General features: G+C 73.5%; 22 protein-coding genes. 14 read left to right on the top strand and 8 right to left on the bottom strand.

Annotation, left to right across the window (positions count from 1 at the left end; translation table 11 throughout):
• The first annotated feature begins 9 nt into the window (after nucleotides 1–9).
• The 5 genes from ACCP09_RS02070 (at nucleotide 10) to ACCP09_RS02090 (ending at nucleotide 6,357) form a co-directional block, all read left to right on the top strand.
• On the top strand, nucleotides 10–1,080 hold the full coding sequence (locus ACCP09_RS02070) for an AAA family ATPase (protein ID WP_020418450.1): 1,071 nt from the start codon (nucleotides 10–12) through the stop codon (nucleotides 1,078–1,080).
• A complete protein-coding gene (locus ACCP09_RS02075; protein WP_123687391.1) occupies nucleotides 1,080–2,033 on the top strand; it encodes a DUF58 domain-containing protein in 954 nt (317 codons plus the stop codon). The genes ACCP09_RS02070 and ACCP09_RS02075 overlap by 1 nt, the downstream gene beginning before the upstream one ends.
• On the top strand, nucleotides 2,030–3,010 hold the full coding sequence (locus ACCP09_RS02080; protein ID WP_017988116.1) for a VWA domain-containing protein: 981 nt from the start codon (nucleotides 2,030–2,032) through the stop codon (nucleotides 3,008–3,010). The genes ACCP09_RS02075 and ACCP09_RS02080 overlap by 4 nt, the downstream gene beginning before the upstream one ends.
• Nucleotides 3,011–3,145: 135 nt before the next feature.
• Entirely contained in the window at nucleotides 3,146–5,896 is a 2,751-nt protein-coding gene (locus ACCP09_RS02085) for a transcriptional regulator (RefSeq protein WP_433742783.1), read from the top strand.
• A 59-nt stretch (nucleotides 5,897–5,955) separates the two neighbouring features.
• Nucleotides 5,956–6,357, top strand: coding sequence for a DUF2267 domain-containing protein (locus ACCP09_RS02090; protein WP_123687393.1), 402 nt, complete (start codon nucleotides 5,956–5,958; stop codon nucleotides 6,355–6,357).
• Here the strand turns inward: ACCP09_RS02090 and ACCP09_RS02095 are convergent.
• Entirely contained in the window at nucleotides 6,354–6,818 is a 465-nt protein-coding gene (locus ACCP09_RS02095; RefSeq protein WP_027930332.1) for a tRNA (cytidine(34)-2'-O)-methyltransferase, read from the bottom strand. The two genes, ACCP09_RS02090 and ACCP09_RS02095, sit on opposite strands and share 4 nt — an antisense overlap.
• Before the next feature lie 107 nt (nucleotides 6,819–6,925).
• On the opposite strand from ACCP09_RS02095, the gene ACCP09_RS02100 reads away from it, so the two are divergent.
• Complete coding sequence (locus ACCP09_RS02100; protein ID WP_027930331.1) at nucleotides 6,926–8,521, top strand: alkaline phosphatase D family protein; 1,596 nt, start codon at nucleotides 6,926–6,928, stop codon at nucleotides 8,519–8,521.
• Here the strand turns inward: ACCP09_RS02100 and ACCP09_RS02105 are convergent.
• The 6 genes from ACCP09_RS02105 to ACCP09_RS02130 form a co-directional block, all read right to left on the bottom strand.
• Nucleotides 8,509–9,165: a class I SAM-dependent DNA methyltransferase gene (locus tag ACCP09_RS02105; protein WP_433742786.1), complete on the bottom strand. Its 657-nt coding sequence runs from the start codon at nucleotides 9,163–9,165 to the stop codon at nucleotides 8,509–8,511. The two genes, ACCP09_RS02100 and ACCP09_RS02105, sit on opposite strands and share 13 nt — an antisense overlap.
• On the bottom strand, nucleotides 9,162–9,578 hold the full coding sequence (locus ACCP09_RS02110) for an acyl-CoA thioesterase (protein WP_020418443.1): 417 nt from the start codon (nucleotides 9,576–9,578) through the stop codon (nucleotides 9,162–9,164). Before ACCP09_RS02110 ends, ACCP09_RS02105 begins: the two co-directional genes overlap by 4 nt.
• 17 nt (nucleotides 9,579–9,595) lie before the next feature.
• Nucleotides 9,596–10,540, bottom strand: a complete 945-nt coding sequence (locus ACCP09_RS02115; protein ID WP_433742789.1) for a TAXI family TRAP transporter solute-binding subunit — start codon at nucleotides 10,538–10,540, stop codon at nucleotides 9,596–9,598.
• 181 nt (nucleotides 10,541–10,721) lie between these two features.
• Nucleotides 10,722–12,110, bottom strand: coding sequence for a sensor histidine kinase (locus tag ACCP09_RS02120; RefSeq protein ID WP_433742791.1), 1,389 nt, complete (start codon nucleotides 12,108–12,110; stop codon nucleotides 10,722–10,724).
• Nucleotides 12,111–12,767, bottom strand: a complete 657-nt coding sequence (locus ACCP09_RS02125) for a response regulator transcription factor (RefSeq protein WP_020418440.1) — start codon at nucleotides 12,765–12,767, stop codon at nucleotides 12,111–12,113. It abuts the gene before it with no gap.
• Nucleotides 12,768–12,778: 11 nt separating this feature from the next.
• Nucleotides 12,779–14,089: an MFS transporter gene (locus ACCP09_RS02130; RefSeq protein ID WP_027930327.1), complete on the bottom strand. Its 1,311-nt coding sequence runs from the start codon at nucleotides 14,087–14,089 to the stop codon at nucleotides 12,779–12,781.
• Between the two features lie 219 nt (nucleotides 14,090–14,308).
• On the opposite strand from ACCP09_RS02130, the gene fabG reads away from it, so the two are divergent.
• From fabG to ACCP09_RS02145, 3 genes are read left to right on the top strand one after another with little or no spacing between them, the layout of a single operon-like run.
• Nucleotides 14,309–15,013 carry a beta-ketoacyl-ACP reductase gene (gene fabG / locus ACCP09_RS02135; protein ID WP_020418438.1) on the top strand — a complete coding sequence of 235 codons (705 nt, stop codon included), beginning with the start codon at nucleotides 14,309–14,311 and terminating at the stop codon, nucleotides 15,011–15,013.
• Nucleotides 15,014–15,048: 35 nt separating this feature from the next.
• Nucleotides 15,049–15,816: an enoyl-ACP reductase FabI gene (fabI, locus tag ACCP09_RS02140; RefSeq protein ID WP_020418437.1), complete on the top strand. Its 768-nt coding sequence runs from the start codon at nucleotides 15,049–15,051 to the stop codon at nucleotides 15,814–15,816.
• Nucleotides 15,817–15,862: 46 nt separating this feature from the next.
• Nucleotides 15,863–16,897, top strand: coding sequence for a ferrochelatase (locus tag ACCP09_RS02145; protein WP_378332125.1), 1,035 nt, complete (start codon nucleotides 15,863–15,865; stop codon nucleotides 16,895–16,897).
• A 3-nt stretch (nucleotides 16,898–16,900) separates the two neighbouring features.
• Here the strand turns inward: ACCP09_RS02145 and ACCP09_RS02150 are convergent, their stop codons facing one another.
• Nucleotides 16,901–17,221 carry a hypothetical protein gene (locus ACCP09_RS02150; protein WP_027930326.1) on the bottom strand — a complete coding sequence of 107 codons (321 nt, stop codon included), beginning with the start codon at nucleotides 17,219–17,221 and terminating at the stop codon, nucleotides 16,901–16,903.
• Between the two features lie 218 nt (nucleotides 17,222–17,439).
• Here ACCP09_RS02150 and ACCP09_RS02155 point away from each other — a divergent pair, with 218 nt between their 5' ends.
• From ACCP09_RS02155 to ACCP09_RS02175, 5 genes are read left to right on the top strand one after another with little or no spacing between them, the layout of a single operon-like run.
• Nucleotides 17,440–18,309: a DMT family transporter gene (locus ACCP09_RS02155; RefSeq protein ID WP_228684707.1), complete on the top strand. Its 870-nt coding sequence runs from the start codon at nucleotides 17,440–17,442 to the stop codon at nucleotides 18,307–18,309.
• Between the two features lie 49 nt (nucleotides 18,310–18,358).
• Complete coding sequence (locus ACCP09_RS02160) at nucleotides 18,359–18,964, top strand: CBS domain-containing protein (RefSeq protein WP_027930324.1); 606 nt, start codon at nucleotides 18,359–18,361, stop codon at nucleotides 18,962–18,964.
• A complete protein-coding gene (locus ACCP09_RS02165) occupies nucleotides 18,964–19,845 on the top strand; it encodes a universal stress protein (protein ID WP_027930323.1) in 882 nt (293 codons plus the stop codon). Before ACCP09_RS02160 ends, ACCP09_RS02165 begins: the two co-directional genes overlap by 1 nt.
• Nucleotides 19,842–22,223 (top strand): phosphoketolase family protein, encoded by a 2,382-nt coding sequence (locus ACCP09_RS02170; protein ID WP_433742797.1) that lies wholly within the window; start codon nucleotides 19,842–19,844, stop codon nucleotides 22,221–22,223. The genes ACCP09_RS02165 and ACCP09_RS02170 overlap by 4 nt, the downstream gene beginning before the upstream one ends.
• 5 nt (nucleotides 22,224–22,228) lie before the next feature.
• Entirely contained in the window at nucleotides 22,229–23,314 is a 1,086-nt protein-coding gene (locus tag ACCP09_RS02175) for an acetate/propionate family kinase (RefSeq protein WP_433742919.1), read from the top strand.
• The last annotated feature ends 31 nt before the right edge of the window (nucleotides 23,315–23,345 follow it).

Here is a 23,345-nt window from a genome sequence, read left to right on the forward strand (position 1 = left end):
GAGGGAACCGTGACCGAGCCCCGCTACCCGGAGGGCGCGAACGGGCAACAGCAGTCCGCGACCCCCGCGCGGGACGCGCAGCTGCTCGAGCGCACCGTGTTCGAGGTCAAGCGGGTGATCGTCGGGCAGGACCGGCTCGTCGAGCGGCTCCTGGTGGGCCTGCTGGCCAAGGGGCACCTGCTGCTGGAGGGCGTGCCGGGCGTGGCCAAGACCCTCGCGGTGGAGACCCTCGCCCGCGTCGTCGGCGGCTCGTTCTCCCGCGTCCAGTTCACGCCCGACCTGGTGCCCGCCGACATCCTCGGCACCCGCATCTACCGGCAGGGCAGCGAGAAGTTCGACGTCGAGCTCGGCCCGGTCGTCGCGAACTTCGTCCTCGCCGACGAGATCAACCGCGCGCCCGCCAAGGTGCAGTCCGCGATGCTCGAGGTGATGGCCGAACGGCACGTCTCCATCGGCGGCAAGACCTTCCCGATGCCCGACCCGTTCCTGGTGCTCGCGACCCAGAACCCGATCGAGAACGAGGGCGTCTACCCGCTGCCGGAGGCGCAGCGCGACCGGTTCCTGTTCAAGATCATCGTCGACTACCCCTCCGCCGAGGAGGAGCGCGAGATCATCTACCGGATGGGCGTCACGCCGCCGGAGCCGCACGAGGTCCTCAGCCCGGCCGAGCTGGTCCGGCTGCAGGACGTCGCCGCGAAGGTGTTCGTGCACCACTCGCTCGTCGACTACGTGGTGCGCCTGGTGCTGGCCACCCGCACCCCGGCCGAGCACGGCCTCACCGACGTCGCGGGCTGGGTGTCCTACGGCGCCTCGCCGCGCGCCAGCCTCGGCATCATCGCCGCCGCCCGCGCGCTCGCGCTCGTCCGCGGCCGCGACTACGTGCTGCCCCAGGACGTCGTCGACGTCGTGCCGGACGTGCTGCGCCACCGGCTCGTGCTGTCCTACGACGCGCTCGCCGATGCCGTGCCCCTGGACCACATCATCACCCGCGTGCTGCAGACCGTGCCGCTGCCGCAGGTCTCCGCCCGGCCACAGGGCGGCCCCGCTCAGCCGCTGCCGAACGGGACCCCGGGGCGGTAGTGGCCAGGGGAAACACCGGCGACGGCAGCGCCCGGCCCGCGTGGGCGCCGCCCGTGCTCCGCGGTGAACGGCTCGATGCCGGCCTGCGCATGCTCGAACTCGAGGTGCGCCGCCGGCTCGACGGCCTGCTGCAGGGCAACCACCTCGGCCTCGTGCCCGGCCCCGGCTCCGAGCCGGGCGAGGCGCGGCCCTACCAGCCGGGCGACGACGTGCGCCGCATGGACTGGGCCGTCACCGCCCGCACCACCGAGCCGCACATCCGCGAGACGGTCGCCGACCGCGAGCTGGAGACCTGGGTCGCCGCCGACCTGTCCGCGAGCCTGGACTTCGGCACCGCCCTGTCCGAGAAGCGCGACCTGGTGGTGTGCGCGGTCGCCGCGATCGCGCACCTGACCGGCGGCGGCGGCAACCGGCTCGGCGCGGTCTTCTCCAACGGGGACCAGACCGAACGCGTCCCGGCCCGCGGCGGCCGCGCGCACGCCCGGAACCTGCTCCGCAAGATCGCCGAGATGCCACGCGCGGCCGAGGGCACCCGGGGCGACCTCGCCGCCATGGTCGAGCAGCTGCGCCGCCCGCCGCGCCGCCGCGGCCTCGTCGTCGTGGTGTCCGACTTCCTCGGCGGCACCGGGTGGCAGCGCCCGCTGCGCGCGTTGTCCGCGCGGCACGACCTCATCGGCATCGAGGTGATCGACCCCCGCGACGTCGACCTGCCGGAGGTGGGCACGGTCGTGCTGGCCGACCCGGAGACCGGCAGACAACGCGAGGTGCGGGCCTCAGCGTTGCTGCGGCGCGAGTTCGCCGCCGCCGCGCAGGCCCACCGTGACCAGGTGGCGCGGGCGCTGCGGCAGGCCGGGGCGGCGCACCTGGTGCTGCGCACGGACTCCGACTGGATCGCCGACACCGTGCGGTTCGTGGTGGCGCGCAAGCGGCGGTGGAGCGGGGGCGTCGCATGAGCCTCTCCGGTTTCAGCGCGCCCTGGTGGTTCCTGCTGCTGTTCGTGGTCGCCGCGGTCGCGGTCGGCTACGTGCTGGCGCAGCGCGCCCGTCGGCGCCGCACCATGCGGTTCACCAACCTGGAACTGCTCGACCGCATCGCGCCCCGCTCGCAGGGCTGGCCGCGGCACGTGCCTGCCGCGCTGATCATCGTGTCGCTGCTGCTGCTGACCGTCGGGCTGGCCGGGCCCACCGCGGAGCAGAAGGTGCCGCGCAACCGCGCCACCGTGATGCTGGTAGTGGACGTGTCGCTGTCCATGGACGCCACCGACGTCAAGCCCTCCCGGATCAAGGCGGCCCAGGACGCGGCGACCCAGTTCGCGCAGGGCCTCACACCCGGCATCAACCTGGGCCTGGTGTCGTTCGCGGGCACCGCGACCGTCCTGGTGGCGCCGACGACGCAGCGGCAGAGCGTGGTCAGCGCGATCGACAACCTCAAGCTGGCCCAGTCGACCGCGACCGGCGAAGGCATCTACGCGGCGCTGCAGTCCATCCAGGGTTTCTCGGCGGTGGTCGGCGGCGCCGACGGGCCGCCGCCGGCGCGGATCGTGCTGATGAGCGACGGCAAGCAGACCGTGCCCGACGACCTGTACGCGCCGCGCGGCGCGTTCACCGCCGCGCAGGAGGCGCGCAAGCAGCAGGTGCCGATCTCCACGATCTCCTTCGGCACCAGCCACGGCACCGTCGAGATCGACGGCCGCGAGGTGCCGGTGGACGTCGACGACGGCTCGCTGCAGGAGGTCGCGCGCCTCTCGGACGGGCAGTTCTACCAGGCCGGCTCGGCCGAGCAGCTCAAGGAGGTCTACGCCGACCTCGGCGAGCAGATCGGTTACGAGATGAAGGAAGCCGACGCCAGCAGGCCGTGGGTCCTGCTCGGCACGCTGGCCCTCGTCGCCGCCGCGGGCACGTCGCTGTTCGTGGGGCAGCGCCTGCCGTAGGTGTGTTGTTCGGTGTGGGTGGTTCACGACCGGTTCTCGTCCGTGACACACCGGCCCAGCCACAGCCGGACCGTCGGGGCGTAGATCCGCCGAAACGCGGGCCGCCCGGGGCGTGCGCCGATACAGTGCTCGATCATGACCGCACTGCACGAGGCGTCCGCCGGGACACGGGGTGACACGGCGGACGCCCCGCCGGACGCGCTGGTCGCGGAACTGCGCGACCGCCTGCCGGACCTCGTCGACGAAGCGCTGGCCGACCCCTCGGTCGCCACCGAGCTCGGCCGTCGCGTGGCCGAGGCCGACCGGGCGGGCGTGCGGGCGCACGTGCGGTCGGCGGTGCTGCGCGGCAGCCAGGGCATCCTGCGGCACACCAACCCGGAGATCGCGGGGCTGCGGCTGGCCCGGCAGGCGCTGGCCGACCACGAGCAACGCGACGCCACGCCGGCCGCCCGAACGCCATCGGCCCGGGACCGGAAGGGCCACGCGCTGACCGGCGCCGCGATGTGGCCGGGCCTGGTGTTCCCGCTCGCGACCTGGCAGCTCGGCCAGACGTCGCTGAGCGGCGGCGCGCGGTTCTGGATCTTCGTGGCCGGGGCGGTGGCGGGCGGGTTCGCGCTGCGGTGGGCCCACCGGCTGATCGCCCGGGCCGGCACGAGGTTCACCGGCAAGCCCGCCCGGGCCGGCGCCGGCTGGCCGGTGACGACCGCCATCGCGACGACGTTCCTGCTGGTGCTGTGGCGGCTGTGGCCGTCGTCGAAGGCGGCGATGGGGCCGTTCTGGGCCACCGTGGTGTGGGTGCTGGCCGGGCTGGCCGCCGGGTTCGTGTTCCTGACGGCGTGCCTGGCGACCTTCAGCCCCGAGAAGGACGAGGAGCCGGGACGCCGCATCCCGCCGCCGGTCGTCGCGCGGACCGCGCTCGCCGCCGCGGTGGCCGCGGTGGCGGCCTGCCTGCTGTTGTCGCACGTGATCCCGTTGCCGTGGCCGGACTGGCAGGTGTGGTTGCTCGCCGACGGTGTCACCCTGCTGGTCCTCGTGCTGGGTGGCCCGCTGTCGCTGAGCCCCGGGCTGGTGCCCGCCCGGCTGTCGCAGGACCCGGAGCGGCGCGGCAGCGCGAAGTGGACCGCGACGCGGGACGCGTTGCGGGTCCGCGCCGGACAGGCCGAGCGGGACTGGCGGTCCGCGGCGATGCGCGCGGTGCTCCCGGCGGTCACCCGGCACCTGAACGAGGCGGTGAACCCGTCGTTCAGCACGGTGCTGCCGGAGCTCAACCGCGCCGGGCTCGGGCTGATGCGCGCGGGTGACCGAATCGTCGACACCGCCGCGTTCACCCGGCTGCGCCGGCTCACCAGCGGGATCAGCGGCGGGGCCATCGGCGTGGCCGGGCCGCGCGGCGCGGGCAAGTCCACCCTGCTGGAGGCTTACCAGGCCGGCCGGTTCCTCGAGGCGGGCAGGCAGCACATCGTGGTCCTGGAAAGCGTCCCGGTGCGCTACGACGCCCGCGAGTTCGTCCTCCACCTCTTCGCGCGCACTTGCGCCGAGGTGCTCGGGTTCTGCGCCGCGCGGATCAAGGACCGGCCCCCGCGGTGGACCGAGCGGCTCGCGCTGCTGCGGCCCGCCGCGCCGTTGCTGGCCGCCGTCGTCCTGTGGGTCGTGGTCGGGTTCGTCGGCGCGGCCGCGGTCAGCGGGCCGCGCCAGGACTTCGGCAGCTGGCTGTCGGCCATGTGGTGGCCGCTCGTCGTCGTGCTGGCCGGGGTGACCGTGCTGTACCTGGCGCGGCGTCGCCGGTTCGCGCGGGCGCCCGCGCCCGCCCTCACCCGCAGGCCGCGGGACCTGCCCGGACTGCGGGACCTGGCCAGGGAAACCCTGGACGGCATCGAATTCCAGCAGAAGCACACCTCGGGGTGGTCGGGCAAAGTGGGCCTGCTGTTCGGGGCGGAGACCGGGCTCAGCGACTCCCGCGAGCTGACCCGCCAGCCGCGCAGCTACCCGCAGATCGTGCACGAGTTCGGCGAGTTCCTCCGCACCACGATCGACTGCGTCTCCCGCCTGCCGGACATCGCCACGCCCTCGGTGGTGATCGTGCTCGACGAGCTGGACAAGATCCTCTCGCCGGAGGAGGCGCAGGACTTCGTCAACGAGGTCAAGGCCCTGTTCAACCTGGACGTGCCCGGGTTCCTGTTCCTGGTGTCGGTGTCCGAGGACGCGCTCGCGTCGTTCGAACGGCGGGGGCTGCCGGTGCGGGACGCGTTCGACAGCGCCTTCGACATGATCTTCCGGCTGGACCACCTGCGGCTGCCGGACGCCGGTGCCGTGCTCGGCGCCCGCGTGCTGGGCCTGCCCGAGCCGTTCGTCTGCCTCTGCCACTGCCTGGCCGGCGGGCTGCCGCGGGAGCTGATCCGCGTCGCGCGGCTGGTGACCGCCGAGCCCGGGTCACTCGACGCGGTGTGCCGCCGGGTGGTCGACGAGGACCTGAAGGGCAAGCTCGCCGGGTTGCGCACGGTCGTCGCGCGCGAGGCGTACGACCACGCGCGGGCCAGCGAGCTGGTCCGGCACGTCGAGGCGCACGCCGTGCCGGACGCGCCGGTCCTGCTGACGGCGGCGGCGCGACCGCCCGTCTCGCCCGGTGACGACGAGGGACTGCGCCGGGTCCAGCTCGAAACCCTCGGCTACCTCTACTACCTGGGCACCGTCCGGGAGGTCTTCGGCGACGGCTTCGGCGAGGCCGAGCTGGCGCGCGGCCGGGACAGCGAAGGTGATGCCTCCTTCGACACGCTCACCTCGGTGCGCCAGCTGTTCGCGGTGAACGCCCGGCTGGCGTGGCTGACGGTCAGCGCGTTCCGCGAGGCGTGGGGGCTGGACGCGGTGGCGCCCCCGGAGGCCGGGTGACGTGTCGGGCCTGGCCCGGCCGGGTATGCGCCTCCCGGAAGCGATCCACGGGAGGTGTGATGAAGGAACACGAAATCGTCGCTGCCGTGCGGAAGACCGCGGGCCTCGAGGACGCCGGGCACGCGGCGGACGCCACTCGCGCCACCCTGACCGTGCTGGGGCAGCGGCTCGCCGGCGGTGAGCCGGGTGACCTGGCCGGACAGCTGCCCGCCGGCATCAAGGAGGCGCTGCCCGCCACCGGCGAAGGCGCGTCCTTCGGTGTCGAGGAGTTCTACCGGCGCGTCATGGACGCCGAAGGCCACGGCTGCACACAGGACGGCGCCCGCGAGCACGCCCGGGCCGTCATCGCCGCGCTGAAGGCGGGCGTGAGCAAGGGCGAGTTCGACGACCTGGTCCAGCAGCTGCCCGGCGACTACCGCGACGACCTGCTGTCCACGGCGCCGGTGAACGAGCACCGCTAGACGCCGCCGGGGAAACCCTGTTGACGCCAGGCCTCGAACACCGCGATGGCGGCCGTGTTGGCCAGGTTGAGCGAGCGGACCCCCGGCTTCATCGGCACGCGCACGCGGTCGGTGACCTGCGGGGCGTCCTGCACGGCGGCGGGCAGCCCGGACGATTCGGGCCCGAACAGCAGCACGTCGCCCGGCTGGTACGCCACCTCGGTGTACCACCGGGTGGCGCCGGCGCTGAACGCGTACACGTTGGCCGGCAGCAGCGCCTTCCACGCGCTGTCCAGGTCCGGGTGCACGTGCACGTCGGCCAGGTCGTGGTAGTCCAGCCCGGCGCGGCGCAGGTGCTTGTCCTCGAACTGGAAGCCCAGCGGCTCGACGAGGTGCAGCTGGCAGCCCGAGTTGGCCGCGAGCCGGATCGCGTTGCCCGTGTTGGGCGGGATCTCCGGCTGGTAGAAGAGAATCCGGAACATTCGAGTTGATCGTTTCCGTTCACCTGTGGTTCGCCCGTCCGGACGCTGACGGTCATGTCGGGCCGTGAGCATCCTGGTGCTCCCATCCCACCACAGGAGGACCTCACATGGTCGTGCGCCCGAACCACCTGTCCCGCCGCCGGTTCCTCGGCTTCAGCGGGGCGGGCGCCGCGGCGGTGCTGCTCGGCACCGGCGCCTGGACGGCGGCGAATGCCTACGCCAGCCCCGTCAAGGGGACCAACCCGTTCACGCTCGGCGTCGCCTCCGGCGACCCGGCCCCCGACGGAGTCGTGCTGTGGACCCGGCTCGCCCCGGAGCCGTTCGCCGCCGACGGCGCGGGCGGCATGCCCGCGGTCCCGGTCCGGGTCGAGTACGAGGTGGCCCACGACGAGCGGTTCCGCGCCGTGGTTCGGCGGGGCAGCGCGATCGCCACCCCCGAGCTGGGCCACTCGGTGCACCCGGAGATCTCCGGCTTGGCGCCCGACCACGAGTACTTCTACCGCTTCCGCGTCGGCGGCGAGATCTCGATGGTCGGCCGCACCCGCACCGCGCCCGCGCTGTGGTCGTCGCCGCGGGAGCTGAACTTCGCGTTCGCCTCGTGCCAGGCCTGGCAGGACGGCTACTACACCGCCTACGAGCACATGGCCGCCGAGGACCTGGACTTCGTCGTGCACCTCGGCGACTACCTGTACGAGTCCGGCGTGGGCACCAACAAGCGCGGCGTGACCGTCGAGGACAAGTTCAAGACCGAGACCTTCGACCTCGCCCGCTACCGCCTGCAGTACGCGCTCTACAAGGCGGAGGCGCCGCTGCAGGCCGCGCACGCCCGCTTCCCCTGGATCCACACCATCGACGACCACGAGGTCGAGAACAACTGGGCCGGTGACATCTCGCAGGCCGACACCGAGCCCGACCAGGACCCGGCCGTGTTCCGGCAGCGCCGTGCCCAGGCGTTCCAGGCCAACTACGAGAACCTGCCCTACCGGCACACGCAGATGCCCGCCGGCCCGAACGTGCGGCTGCACCGCCGCCTGTCCTACGGGCAGCTGGCCGAGATCACCATGCTGGACACCCGCCAGTACCGCGACGACCAGCCCTGCGGCGACGGCAACTCGGCCACCTGCACCGAGCGGCTCGACCCGGAGCGCACCCTGCTCGGCCCGCAGCAGCGGGAGTGGCTCATCGACGGGTTCTCGCAGTCGAAGGCGCGCTGGCAGGTGCTGGGCAACCAGGCGCCGATGGGCCAGACCGACCGCGACCCGGGTGCGCCGGTCGACGTGTGGCTGGACCCGTGGGACGGCTACGTCGCCGAGCGCAACAAGGTGCTGGCCGCCGCCCAGGACCGGGACGTGCGCAACCTGGTCGTGATCACCGGCGACCGGCACCAGAACTACGCCTGGGACCTCAAGCGCGACTACGCCGACCCGGGCTCGGCCACCGTCGGCAGCGAGTTCGTCGGCACCTCGATCACCAGCGGCGGCGACGGCGCGGACATGAACACCGACGGCACGAACTTCCTGGCGGCCAACCCGCACATGAAGTTCTTCAACGCCCAGCGGGGCTACGTGCGGGTCAACGTGAACCGGCAGCGCTGGCGCAGCGACTTCCGGGTCGTGCCGTACGTGACGAAGCCGGGCGCCCCGATCAGCACGCGCGCCAGCTACGTCGTGGAGGACCGGCGGCCGGGCGTTCAGGAGGCCTGAGTGGGCCGCCGGGCCAGGACGAACGCCTGCGGGGCCGTTTCGGGGAACGGCCCCGCTTCGTCGGGTGCGCGCTCCAGCCGGGCGCGCACCTCGAACCCGGCCTCGGTGAGCAGGGCCGCCACCTCGTCCACGCGGCGCTGGTGGAAGTCCAGGCTCACCCGGTGCCCGCCGATCTCGTCGCGGTGCACGGGCTCGTCGCCGACGTCGAACGCCAATTGCAGCCAGCCGCCGGGCGCGAGGACCCGGCGGAACCCGGCGAGCACCGCGGGCAGGGTGCCCGGCGGGACGTGGATGATCGAGTACCAGGCCACCAGCCCGCCCAGGCTGCCGTCGGGGAGGTCGAGTGCGGTCATCGACCCGACCTCGAAGCGGACGCCCGGGTGGGTGCGCCGGGCCACGGCGACCATCTCGGGGGAGAGGTCGATGCCGAACGCGTCCACGCCGAGGCCCCGCAGGTGCGCCGTGATCCGGCCGGAGCCGCAGCCGACGTCCGCGACCGGCCCGTCCGCCAGTTCGGCGAACGCGGCCAGCACGGCGCGGTCGAGCGGTTTGACCGCCAGCTCGTCGCGGATCCACTCGGCGAACTCGCCGGCGATGGCGTCGTAGGCCGCGCGGGTGTGCCGCACGAAGGCGGGTTCGGTCATGTGTGGGCCAGCAGCTTGGCGCGCACGTCCTCCGGCGGCGCGGCCTTGGCCAGGGTCCGGGCGTCGACGAACACGTAGCGGTTCGTGCCGGTCGCGATCAGGTCGTCGCCGCGGCGGACGGTGAACGCCAGGATCATCGAGGTGGTGCCGAGGTGGTCGATCGCGACCTCGACGACCAGTTCGTCGTCGAACCGGCTCGGCGCGCGGTACCGCAGGTTCGACTCGGCCACCACGCAGTCGACGCCCTGGTCGCGCAGGGCGTCGTAGGAGCCGAAGATCGCCTTGAAGAACTCGAACGAGGCCATGTCGAAGTAGGCCAGGTAGTGGGCGTTGAAGACGATGCCCTGCGGATCGCATTCGTGGAAGCGGACGCGCAGCGGCATGGCCACGACCGGCGGACGGGACTGGGTCACCGGTGCTCCTTCCTCGCTCAGCCGTGCAACGCGCGGTAGGTCGCCACGGCTCCGGGGTGCAGGGGAACGGTACCGGTTCCGATCAGCGAACGTACATCGAGAAACTGGGTGGCCACGGCCTGCGCGGGCACCAGGTGGGCCGCCCGCTGCACGAGCACGCGGGTGACCGTGGCGGCCACGTCGGCGGGCAGGTCCGGGCGGCAGACGAGCAGGCTCGCCACGCCGATGGTGTCGACCTCGGGGGAGCGGTAGGCGCCTGCGGGCACGCGCACGGCTTCCTGGCCGGGGCCGCGCAACGCCGGGAGGTAGGGGGCCAGCGGCAGCAGGCGGATGCCGATCTCGTTGTCCAACGTGGACAGAACCGGCAACGGCACCCCGCCGGAGACGAGCATCGCGTCGATCCGGCCCTGGCGAAGGGCTTCGCCTGCCTCGAGCATCGGCAGGTGCCGGTCGACGATCGTGACCCCGGCCGCGGCGAAGAGCCGGTCGCCGAGGACGGCCGCGCCGGAGCGGGGCGCGCTGAGGGAAACGGTGCGCCCGGCGAGGTCGGCGACCGAGGTGATGGGGGAGTCGGCGCGGACGGCGAGCTGGAGGTAGTTCTCGTAGACGCGGCCGAGCGCGCACAGCTCGATGCGGCGGCCGAACGGGGCCGCGCCGTCGGTGGCGGCGCCCGCGATGTCGGCGAGGCTGAGGGCGAGCTCGGCCGCGCGGGCGTCGAGCATCTCCAGGTTGGCGACGCTGGCCTCGGTCGGCAGCGCGACGGTGTGCAGGCGGGGGTGGGCGGCGTTCAGCTCCGCGGCGAGGAGCTGACCGAAAGCGAGGTAGAACCCGGCTTCCTCCCCGGTGGCGATGCGCAACCGGCCCGCGGGCCCGTCCGGACGGGGCGGGGCGCCGGCCCCGAGGAGCGCGCCGGTGGCCGCGACGGCGATCCCGGCGCGGAGCAGACTGCGGCGGCTGGTCATGCGGCGCCTCCGCTCGGGTGGCGGCCGCCGGCTAGGCCGGAATCGCGCTGCGGCCGGCCCGCGCTCTCGCTGTCGCGCGCGGCAGTGCCATGACCCCCCGCCGCCTCCCCAGCGGGGGCAAACCATGACCAACCACCATACCCGTCTCCGCACTGGTGGCGGGTCTCGGCGGGCAGAGCGCTCACCGGGCACCCACCTCCACACGAGGAAGCAGCACCCGCACCACCAGGCCGTGCGGCTCCGCGGCCCGCAGTTCGATCCGGCCGCCCCGGCCCGCCGTCAAGCGCTCGGCGATCGCCAGGCCCAGGCCCGTTCCGGGCAGGTTCCGGTGCCGTTCGGCGCGCCAGAACCGCGCCTGCGCCTGCGCCAGCTCGTCCGCGGACAGCCCGGGCCCGGCATCCGCCACCGACACGACCACCCACGCGCCCTCGGCCCCGCATGAAACCTGGACCTCCGTGCCCGGCGCGTACTTCAGCGCGTTGTCCAGCAGCACGTCGAGCACCTGCGCCAGCTCGGCCTCCGTCGCCGCTGCCTGGGCCGGGCTCCCGGTGAAGCGCAACGAAACCCCGGCCCGTTCCGCGGCGGGCTGCCACAGGTGCACCTGCGCCTCCGCCACTGCCGCCGCGTCACAGGAGGCACCCTCGCCGGACACGGCCAGCTCGCCGGCCCGGTGCTCGGCCGTCGCCAAGGTCAGCAGGTCGTCCAGCAGGGCCTCCAGGCGGTCCAGCTCCCCGACCGCGCCCTCGTACGTGCGCGCGGCCGACGCGGGCAGCGACGAGCCGAGCGCGTCGACCCGCAACCGCAGCGCCGTCATGGGGTTGCGCATCTGGTGCGAGGTGTCCGCGACCAGCTGCCGCTGCTGGTCCAGCGCTGCCGTCACCGTGTCCGACATCCGGTTGAAACCCGCCGTGAGCTGCCGCAGCTCGGGCGGCCCGGCCAGGTCCGCGTGCACCGGCCGCAGCCCCGCGGTCAGGTCGCCCACCGCGCGGTCCAGACGCCGCATCGGGCCCAGCACCCACCGCGTCGCCCCGAGCGCGAGCCCGGCGCCGGCCAGCGTCACCAGCGCCGCCCCGGCCAGCACCGCGAACCAGCTGCGCCGCACGTCGTCGGCGGCCGCCGCCACCGAGGCCCGCAGCACCACCGCGCCGGAGACCTTCGTGCCCGTGCCGGCCGGCCGCGCCAGCAGCACCGGCGTGCGCGACCACGGCCGCACGGTCGCCGCGGGCTGGCTCGGCTGGTTCCGCAACGCCGCGTCGATCAGCTCGGCGACCACCGGATCCGACGCGCTCAGGCCACCGGTCTCGGCCACCGGCGCGCGCCGGGTGGTGACCACCACGATCCCCTCGCCGTACAGCTCGGTGTACCGCGTCACCTCGGCCCGCAGCGCCGACGCGTCACCCGCGGCGACCGCCTGGTCGGCCAGCGCCGCGAACCGGTCCAGGTCCGCCGTCCTGGCGAGCAGCAGCTGCTGGGTGCGCTCGGTGGCGGTCACGGTCAGCAGCGGCAGCGCGAATCCCGCGGTCGCGAGCACGACGAAGGCCAGCAGGACGGCCAGTACCCGGGTGCGCACCTACGCGCCCAGCCGGTAGCCGAACCCGCGGATCGTGGTCAACAGCTCCGGCCGCCGCAGCTTCGCCCGCAGCTGGGTCAGGTGCACGTCCAGCGACCGCGACACCGCCACGTACGCGTCGCCCCACACCTCGTCCATCAGCTGCTGCCTGCTCACCGCGGTGCCCGCCCGCCGCGCCAGCGCCGCCAGCACGGCGAACTCCTTCGCGGTCAGCTCGACCTCCGCGCCGCCCACCACGACCCGCCGGGCGCCGAGGTCCACCTCGATGTCCCCGACGACGACCACCTGCGGTTCCGGCCGGGCGGCCGCGGCGCGCCGGGTGACCGCCTCGATCCGGGCCAGCAGCTCGCTCAGCCGCACCGGCTTGACCAGGTAGTCGTCCGCCCCGAGCCGCAACCCGCGCACCACCGACCGTTCGTCGCCGCGCGCGGTGAGCACGATGACCGGCAGCGTGCTCACCGCCCGCAGCTTGCGCAGCACTTCCAGGCCGTCCAGGTCGGGCAGGCCGAGGTCGAGCAGGGCCAGGTCGGCGTCGCGGTGGGCGAGCAGCGCGTCCTCACCGCGCCGCACCCGGGTGGGCTGGTGGCCGTGCGCGCCGAGCGAGTCGACGAGGGCATCGGCCACCCCGTCGTCGTCCTCGACCAGCAACACGCGCACGGCGGTACACACTACGACCGGTCCATCGCCGAGTCCTTGCTGGTGTCCCGCATCCGCACGTAGATGACCAGCGAGACGAACACGACGGCCGTCACGTACCAGAAGAACAGCGACTCGTGCCCGGCCTGCTTGAACCACAGCGCGATGTACTCGGCGGTGCCGCCGAACACGGCGACCGCGACCGAGTAGGGCAGCCCGACGCCCAGCGCGCGGATGTTGGTCGGGAACAGCTCCGCCTTCACCACCGCGCTGATCGACGTGTAGAGCGCGCTGATCGCCAGCGGCACCACCATCAGCACGAACGCGAACACCGGGTTCTTCGTGTGCGACAGCAGCGTCAGCGACGGCACCGTCACGAGCGTGCCCAGCACCCCGAACCCGATCAGCAGCGGCCTGCGGCCCACCCGGTCGGACAGCGCGCCGTACAGCGGCTGCAGCAGCACGAACACCACCAGCGCGAAGAAGTTGATCCACGCCGCGTTGGGCTTGCTGATGCCGCTGGTGTTGACCATGAACTTCTGCAGGTAGGTCGTGTACGTGTAGAAGAACAGCGTGCCGCCCATGGTCAGGCCGACCACGAGGGCGACCTCCTTGGGGTGCTTGGCTAGCGCCTTAAGCGTGCCGTGCGCGGCGCGGTCGCGGTCGGCCTTGGCGGCCTCGAAGTCGGCCGACTCGTCCATGCCGCGGCGCAGCCAGAACACGATCAGCGCGCCGACCGCGCCGATGCCGAACGCGATCCGCCAGCCCCAGCTGTCCAGCTGCTGCGTGGTCAGGACCTGCTGCAGCAGGATCTGCACCGCGAGCGCGACCAGCTGACCCGCGATCAGCGTGACGTACTGGTAGCTGGAGTAGTAGCCGCGCTTGCCGCGCGTGGCGACCTCCGACATGTAGGTCGCCGAGGTGGAGTACTCGCCGCCGACCGAGATGCCCTGCAGCAGCCGGGCCAGCACGAGCAGCAGCGGCGCGGCGATGCCGATCGAGGAGTAGCCCGGCGTCAGCGCGATCAGCAGCGAGCCCGCAGCCATCAGGCTGACCGACAGCGTCAGCGCCGCGCGCCGCCCGAACCGGTCGGCGTAGCGGCCGAGCAGCCAGCCGCCGAGCGGCCGCATCAGGAACCCGACCGCGAACACGCCCGCGGTGTTGAGCAGCTGCGCGGTCGAGTCGCCCTTCGGGAAGAAGGTGGCGGCGAAGTACACGCTGAACGCGGTGTAGGCGTACCAGTCGTACCACTCGATCAGGTTGCCGACCGAGCCGCGGAGGATGTTGCTCACCACGCGGCGCCCGGCGCGCCGGTCCGCCCCGGCGTCGATGCCAGTCGTCATCAGGAACTCCCTTGTCTCATGACCGCGGACCACGTTCGGTGGCAGGGGCCGCCGCGGACAACGGAGTGCGCCGGAAGCTAACAATTCCTTAGGACGAAGACCCTCGTGACCGGGCTCACCGGGTTACTTCCAGGTAGTGGGCCGGGCGGTGCTGCCCCGCCTCCGGGCCGCCGGATAACCTCACCGGGCAACTGCGGGAAATCGAACGAGGAGTGTCACGTGGGACGGTCCGTACTGGTCACCGGCGGCAACCGCGGCATCGGCCTGGCCATCGCCCGGGGCCTCGCCGAGGCCGGGCACCAGGTGGCGGTGACGCACCGCGGGTCCGGCGCGCCGGAGGGCCTGTTCGGCGTGCAGGCCGACGTCACCGACAGCGAGCAGGTCGACGCGGCGTTCAAGCAGGTCGAGGAGCACCAGGGCCCGGTCGAGGTGGTCGTGTCCAACGCCGGCATCACCGACGACACGCTGCTGATGCGGATGAGCGAGGACCAGTTCACCCGGGTCGTCGACGCCAACCTCACCGGCGCCTACCGGGTCGCGAAGCGGGCCTCGCGGGGCATGCTGCGCGGCAAGTGGGGCCGGTTCATCTTCATCTCGTCCGTGGTGGGGCTCTCCGGCGGCGCCGGGCAGGTCAACTACGCCGCGAGCAAGGCGGGCCTGGTCGGCATGGCCCGGTCGCTGGCCCGCGAGCTGGGGTCGCGCAACATCACCGCGAACGTGGTCGCGCCCGGGTTCATCGTCACCGACATGACGAACGCGCTGACCGACGACCAGCGCAACGCGGCGCTGAACCAGATCCCGGCGGGGCGCTACGGCGACACCGCCGACATCGCCGCCGCGGTGCGCTTCCTGGCCTCCGACGAGGCGGGCTACATCAACGGCGCCGTGCTGCCGGTCGACGGCGGCCTCGGCATGGGCCACTGACCCTCTTCTCCCGAACCGACACCGAAAGGACTGGCGTGGCCGGACTTCTGGAAGGTAAGCGACTGCTGATCACCGGGGTGATCACCGACGGCTCGATCGCGTTCCACGCGGCGAAGGCCGCGCAGGAGCAGGGCGCGAAGGTCGTGCTCACCGGTTTCGGCCGGCTTTCGCTGGTGGAGCGCATCGCCAAGCGCCTGCCGGAGGAGGCGCCGGTGATCGAGCTGGACGTGCAGAACACCGAGCACCTGGACACGCTGGCCGACCGCGTGCGGGAGCACGTCGACGGCCTGGACGGGGTGCTGCACTCGATCGGCTTCGCGCCGCAGTCCTGCCTGGGCGCGCCGTTCCTGGACGCCCCGAAGGAGGACGTCTCGGTCGCGGTCGAGGTCTCGGCGTACTCGTTCATGTCGCTGACGAAGGCGCTGCTGCCGCTGCTGTCCCGGGGTTCCTCCGTGGTCGGCATGGACTTCGACGCGCGGGTGGCGTGGCCGGCCTACAACTGGATGGGCGTGGCGAAGGCGGCGCTGGAGTCGGTCAACCGGTACCTGGCGCGCGACCTGGGCCCGCAGGGCATCCGGGTGAACCTCGTCGCGGCAGGCCCGGTCAAGACCATGGCCGCCAAGTCCATCCCGGGCTTCGGCGAGCTGGAGGGCGGCTGGGGCGACCGCGCCCCGCTGGGCTGGGACGCCGAGGACCCGACGCCGGTCGCGAAGACCATCTGCGCCGTGCTGTCGGACTGGCTGCCCGCCACGACGGGTTCGATGATCTGGGTCGACGGCGGGGTGCACGCGCTCGGACTCTGACCCCTGAGCGGGCGTGGGGGCGGCCACAGCGGCAGAATCGTCTACCGTGAGTTACGACGCGCTGCTGTGGCTGTCCTTCGGCGGTCCCGAGGGACCGGACGACGTCATGCCGTTCCTGGAGAACGTGACGCGGGGCCGGGGGGTGCCGCGCGAACGCCTGCTCGAGGTCGCCGAGCACTACCAGCACTTCGGTGGCGTGTCGCCGATCAACCGGCTCAACCGCGAGGCGATCGCCGCGGTGGAGAAGGAACTCGCGGCGCAGGGGATCGACCTGCCGGTGTACTTCGGCAACCGTAACTGGGAACCGATGGTCGAGGACACCGTCGCCCGGATGAAGGCCGACGGGGTGCGCCGCGCGCTGGTGTTCCCGACCAGTGCCTACGGCGGCTACTCGGCGTGCCGCCAGTACGACGAGGACATCGAGCGGGCGCGCGCCGCGGTCGGTGACAGCGCGCCGGAACTGGTGAAGCTGCGGCACTTCTTCGACCACCCGCTGTTCGTCGGCGCCTTCGCCGACGCGGTGCGCGCCGGGCTGGAGCAGGTGCCCGGCGCGCGGGTCGTGTTCACCGCGCATTCGGTGCCGGAGAGCGCGGACAAGGCCGCCGGGCCGCCGGAGGAGGGCGGGCGCCGCTACTCGCGGCAGATCCACGAAGCCGCGCGCCTGGTGGCCGCGCAGGCCGGAGTCGCCGAGTACGACGTGGTGTGGCAGTCGCGGTCCGGGCCGCCGCAGGTGCCGTGGCTGGAGCCGGACATCGTCGACCACCTCGACGCGCTGCACGCCGCCGGGGTCCAGGGGGTTGTCGTCTGCCCGGTCGGGTTCGTCTCCGACCACCTCGAAGTGATCTGGGACCTGGACAACGAGGCCGCCGAGCGCGCCGCGGAGCACGGCATGGGCTTCGCCCGCGCGGCGACGCCGAACGGCGACCCGCGGTTCGCGGAGCTGGTGGTGGAGCTGGTGCGCGAGCACCTGGCGCAGGCGCCGGTGCGGAAGCTGTCGGAGTTCCCGCTCGCCGGGTGCACCGTGAACGGCGCGCCGTGCGCGGTGGGGTGCTGCGAGCCGGTGAAGCGCCCGGCCCGCTGAGCGTCAGCCCGCGGCCACCTCGTCGAGGACTTCCCGCGCCCGGTCCAGGGCGGTGTGCCAGCCGCCCGGATCGGGCCGGGGGAAGACGTACTCCAGCTCGACGTCGCCGAAGGTGCGCGTGAGGTAGCGCTCGTCCCAGTGCGCGGGCTGCCAGTAGGCCTCGATGCGGGTCACCTCGCCCGCCTCGACGCCGTGGTCGGCCGAGACCCGCTCCCACGCCTGGCGGAAGGCGTCGACGGCCTGCGCGGGCGCGGACTCCGCGAACACCGCGCCGCCGCCGGTGGTGAACGAGATGAGGTTGCGGGCCGGGTCCACGTAGTCCATGAGGTTCCCCCTGCGGTCCGGACTGGAGACGCGGTGATCAAACCATGGACCGCTCCGGCGCGCCCGTCGGACCGGCGCATGGTGAGCGAAGCAGCTGGGCGAGCGGAACCGCGCGGGGCGCTGACCAACGGCACCCGGACGGGGACGAAGGACACTGGCCGGGCGGCCGGAGCGTCACGCATGCTCGGCCCACTCGGCCGGGAGGAACTGCTGTGTGGGTGTGCGTGGTGCTGGCGGTGCTGGCCGCGGCGGCCAACGCCGCCGGGTCGGTCCTGCAGCGGCGCGCCGCCCGGAACGAGCCCGCGGGCGGGCGCCTGAGCGTCGGCCTGTTGTGGGACCTGGCGAAACAGCCGGCGTGGGGGTTCGGCGTCACCTCGATGGTGGCCGGGTCCGTGCTCCAGGCACTGGCGCTGGCTGCCGGCCCGATCGTGCTCGTGCAGCCGATCCTCATCGGCGAGCTGGCGTTCGTCCTGGTCCTGACCGCCGTCTTCCGGCGCCATCGCCTCGGTTTCGGCGAATGGCTGCCCGTCGTCGGCGTGGGCTGCGGCGTCGCGGTCCTGCTCGCCGCCCTGCGGCCGGCGGGCGGGGATCCGCTCACGGCGTCCGCCGTCGGCTGGCTGGTGGGGTGCCTGGCGACCACCACGCTGGTCGCCGTCCTGGTGCACCGCGGCGCCGCCGTGGCCGCCGGCGGCCGCCGCGCGCTGCTGCTCGGCAGCGCGGCCGGGGCGTGGTTCGGGTTCACCGCCGTCCTGGTGTCGGCGGTCATGGCCGCGGCGCGCGACCCGTCCGCCACCGTGCTGTCGACCTGGCAGTTCTACCCGGTGGTGGTGGCCGCGCCACTGGGGTTCTTCCTGCTGCAGAACACCTTGCGCGCGGGGAGCCTGACCGCGTCCCAGCCGGGCCTGACCCTGGTCAACCCGCTCGTGGCGCTGCTGTGGGGCGTGACCGTGTTCGGGGAGAACGTGCGCGGCGGCGCCTGGGTGTTCCTCGAGCTGGCCGCGGGCGCGGTGGTCGTGGCCGGCACGATCGGCCTGGCCCGCTCACCGCTGCTCGCCGCGCACGAGAGGGCCGGAAGTCCCTCCTCCTGATGACCATGGCCCGCTGTGCGGCCGGACCTGGCTCCCTAGCGTCGGACACATGCGAGCACAGGACATCATGAGCGGGCCCGTCACGACCGTGACGCCGCGGACCTCGGCGAAGGATGCGGCGCGGATCCTGTCGTCCCACGGGTTCACCGCACTGCCGGTCGTGGACGACGACGAACGGCTGATCGGCATCGTCACCGAGGCCGACCTGGTCGCGGGCCGGCTGCCACGAGACCCGCGGACCCGCGAGGAGCGGACGGACCGCGCGCCGGGCGCCACCGTGGGCGAGGTGATGACCAGCCCGGCCACCGCGATGTCCCCCGGCACCGACCTGGCCACGCTCAGCCGCGTCCTGCTGGACGCCCGGATCCGCGCCATGCCCATCGTCGAGGGCGGCCGGGTCGTCGGCATCGTCACGCGCGGCGACATCGTGCGGGTCTTCGCCCGCAGCGACAGCGAGATCGCCGGCGACGTGCGCCGGCACCTGAGCATCTACGGCGGCCCCGGCCGGTGGCACGTGGAGGTGCGCGACGGCGTCGTGCACATCGCCGACGAGTTCGACTCCGAAACCGACCGCCACGTGGCGACCGTGCTGGCCGAGGCCGTGCCCGGTGTCGTCAGCGCCCGCGCGGTGGCGGCGCACCCGGGAGGGAACTGATGCACGGCAACGCGATCGTCGTCGGCGTGGACGGCTCCGCGGAGGCCACGCGCGCCCTGCGGTGGGCCGCCGAGGCGGCCCGGCAGCGCCGCGAACCCCTGCACATCGTCCACGGCTTCGCGCCGATCACCGGCTTCGACGGCGCCGGTCTCGCGGTACTGCAGCAGGCCCACGACGAGCTGGTCGACGCCGCCGACGACCTGGTCGCCGACGCCGTCCGGACCGCCCGCGAGGCCGGCGGACCGGATCTGACGATCACCACCGACCGGCCGACCGAGAGCGGAGCGCCGGCCCTGATCGAAGCTTCCCGCGCCGCGCGGACCGTCGTGCTCGGCTGTTCCGGCACCGGCGGGTTCACCGGGATGCTGGTCGGCTCGACGACCGTCGAGGTCGCCGCGCACGCGCGGTGCCCGGTGGTAATCGTCCGCGGGCGCGAGAACGCGGACGGCCCGGTGGTCGTCGGCGTCGACGGCAGCCCGGTCGGCGAGCGCGCGCTCGCCGCCGCGTTCGAGGAGGCGTCGTGGCGCGGCGCGGGGCTGGTCGCGGTGCACGTGTGGTCCGATGTGGACTCCGGGGGCTACCCGTCGATGGTGCCGATCGCGCTGGACTGGGAGGAGATCGCCGCCGACGAGCGGCGGCTGCTGGCCGAGCGTCTCGCCGGGTGGCAGGAGAAGTACCCGGACGTGGTCGTGGAGCGGGTCGTCGCGCGGGACCGGCCGCGGCGCCAGTTGCTGAGCTGGAGCGCCAAGGCCCAGCTGGTCGTGGTGGGCAGCCGCGGCCGGGGCGGGTTCCGCGGCCTGCTGCTCGGCTCGACCAGCCAGGCGCTGATCCACCACGCGCAGTGCCCGGTGATGGTCGTCCGGCCGGGGTCCGGCTCGTGAGCACCGCCGAGGCGCCGGCGCGCGCCGCACTGAGCGGCCGGGAACTGTCCCAGGTGGACCGTCAGTGGCGCGCCGCGAACTACCTCGCGGCGGGCCAGATCTATCTGATGGACAACCCGCTGCTGCGCGAGCCGCTGGCGCCGGCGCACGTCAAGCCGCGGCTGCTCGGCCACTGGGGCACCTCGCCCGGCCTGACCTTCGTCTACGCGCACCTCAACCGGGCCATCGTGACGCACGACCTGGACGCGATCTTCGTGACCGGGCCGGGGCACGGCGGGCCCGCGCTGCTGGCGCACACCTGGCTGGAGGGCAGCTATCCCGAGCTGACGCCGGACGTCACGCAGGACGCGGCGGGCATGCGGACCCTGTTCCGCGAGTTCTCGTTCCCCGGCGGGGTGCCCAGCCACGTCGCCCCGGTGGTGCCCGGCTCGATCCACGAGGGCGGCGAGCTGGGCTACTCGCTGGCGCACGCGTTCGGCGCCGCGTTCGACAACCCGGACCTGCTGGTCGCCTGTGTGATCGGCGACGGCGAAGCCGAGACGGGGCCGTTGGCCACGAGCTGGCACGCGAACAAGTTCCTCGACCCGGTGCACGACGGCGCGGTGCTGCCGGTCCTGCACCTCAACGGCTACAAGATCGCCAACCCGACGGTCCTGTCCCGGATTCCTCGCGACGAGCTGGACGACCTCCTGCGGGGTTACGGCTACCAGCCTTACCACGTCGAAGGCTCCGAGCCGGCGGCGATGCACCAGGCGATGGCCGCGACGCTCGACGACGTCGTCGCCGAGATCCGGGGCATCCAGGCGGCGGCGCGGTCCGGCGCCGCGACCGGACGGCCGCGGTGGCCGGTGATCGTGCTGCGCAGCCCGAAGGGCTGGACCGGGCCGTCCGAAGTGGACGGTGTGCCCGTCGAGGGCACGTGGCGCGCGCACCAGGTGCCGCTGCCCGCGGTGCGGGAGAACCCGGACCACCTGGCGGCGCTGGAGCGCTGGCTGCGGTCCTACCGGCCGGAGGAGCTGTTCGACGCCGACGGGCGCCCCACGCCGGAGGTGACCGCGCTGATCCCGTCCGGCGTCCGTCGCATGGGCGCGAACCCGCACGCCAACGGCGGCGCGCTGCTGCGGCCGCTCGACCTGCCCGAGCCGCGCGATTACGCGCCGCGGGTCGCCGAACCGGGCACGACCGTGCACGAACCGACCCGCGTGCTGGGCCGCTACCTGCGGGAGGTGACCGAGCGCAGCGCGGGCAGGCGGAACTTCCGGCTGTTCGGCCCGGACGAGACGGCGTCCAATCGGCTCGACGCGGTCTACCAGGCCACCGGCAAGGGCTGGCAGGCCGCGATCGAGCCGGCCGACGAGCACCTGTCCCGCGACGGGCGGGTGCTGGAGGTGCTGTCGGAGCACCTGTGCCAGGGCTGGCTGGAGGGCTACCTGCTCACCGGGCGGCACGGGCTGTTCTCCTGCTACGAGGCGTTCGTGCACATCGTCGACTCGATGGTCAACCAGCACATCAAATGGCTGCGCAGCTCGCGGGACATCCCGTGGCGGCGCCCGGTGGCCTCGCTGAACTACCTGCTCACCTCCCATGTGTGGCGGCAGGACCACAACGGCTTCTCGCACCAGGACCCCGGCTTCATCGACCACGTGGCCAACAAGAGCAGCGAGGTCGTGCGGGTGTACCTGCCCCCGGACACGAACACGCTGCTGACCGTCGCCGACCACTGCCTGCGCAGCCGGGACTACGTCAACGTCGTCGTGGCCGGCAAGAACGACACCCCGGACTGGCTCGACGCCGAGGAGGCGGCGCTGCACTGCGCCCGCGGCGCCGGGATCTGGGAATGGGCCGGCACCCATCCCGGCCACGAGCCCGACGTCGTGCTGGCCTGCGCGGGCGACGCCCCGACGCTGGAGGTGCTGGCCGCCGTCACGCTGCTGCGGGAGCACCTGCCGGAGCTGGCGGTGCGGGTGGTGAACGTGGTCGACCTGATGCGGCTGCAACCGGACACCGAGCACCCGCACGGCATGACCGACCGCGAGTTCGACGCGTTGTTCACCCGGGACCGGCCGGTGATCTTCGCCTACCACGGCTACCCGTGGCTGATCCACCGGCTGGCCTACCGTCGCGCCAACCACGCGGGGCTGCACGTGCGCGGCTACACGGAGCGCGGGACGACCACGACGCCGTTCGACATGCTGGTGCTCAACGACATGGACCGGTTCCAGCTGGTGATCGACGTGATCGACCGGGTGCCCGGGCTGCTGCGGACGGCGGGCACGACCCGGCAGGCGATGGCCGACGCGCGCGCCCGGCACCGCCGGTGGATCCGCGAGCACGGCGAGGACCTGCCGGAGGTCCGCGAGTGGCGCTGGACCCGGTGAGCGCGATGCGGGTGCTGACGCTCAACCCGGGGTCGTCGTCGCTCAAGGCCGCCCTGCACGACGGCGACGTGGTGGATACGCGCACGTGGCAGGCGGCGGACGCCCGCGCCGACGAGCGGGCCGTGTCCGAGGCGCTGGCGGAGTGGGGGCCGCCCGGCTGCGTGGCGGTCCGGTTCGTGCACGGCGGGTCCCGGCCGGGACCGGTCGTGCTCGACGACGCGGTGTTGCGCGAACTGGAACGGCTGAGCCCGCTGGCGCCGCTGCACCAGCCGTTGTCCGTCGACGTCGCCCGCGTGGTGCGCAAGCTGCTGCCGGGCACGCCGGTGGTCGGCTGCTTCGACACGTCCTTCCACACCGGACTGCCCGCGGCCGCCGCGCGTTACCCGCTGCCGCGGGCGTGGACGAGTCAGAACCGGTTGCGCCGCTACGGTTTCCATGGGCTGTCGTGCCGACACGCGCTGCGCCGGGCCGCGGAACTGCTCGACCGCGCCGAAGACGAGCTGCGGCTGGTGGTCGCGCACATCGGGGCCGGCGTGTCGGTCACCGCGATCCGCGGTGGCGCGAGCGTGGACACCTCGATGGGGTTCACGGCCCTGGAGGGCGCGGCGATGGCGACCCGGTCCGGGTCGGTGGATCCCGGGTTGCTGCTGCACGTGCTGGAAACCGGCGAGGTCACCGTGCCGCAGCTGGCGCACGTGCTCCACCGGGAGTCGGGGCTGGCCGGGATGACCGGCACGTCGGGCGACCTGCGGGACGTGCTCGCGGCGCGGGACGCGGGGGACCACAACGCCCGCGAGGCCCTGGAGGTGTACGTGCACCGGCTGCGGCGGGAGATCGGCGCGGCGGCGATGAGCCTGGACCGCCTCGACGCGGTCGTGTTCACCGGTGGCGTGGCCGAACACCAGCCCGGCGTGGTCGGGGAGATCCTCGCCGGGTGCGGGGTCCTCGGCCTGCGTGCCGCCCTTCCCGCGGGAAACGGAGACCGGGTGGTGAGGCCCGGCGACGGCCCGGCGGTGCTGGTGGTGACGGCGCGCGAGGACCTGGAACTGTGCCGCGGCGCGCTGTCGCTGGTGGGTGCTCGGTCCGGGTAGGCCATTGCGGAGGTGGCCAGCCGGTCCTGGG

The organism is Amycolatopsis sp. 3B14 (assembly GCF_050958625.1).
GTDB classification, from domain to species: domain Bacteria; phylum Actinomycetota; class Actinomycetes; order Mycobacteriales; family Pseudonocardiaceae; genus Amycolatopsis_E; species Amycolatopsis_E thermoflava.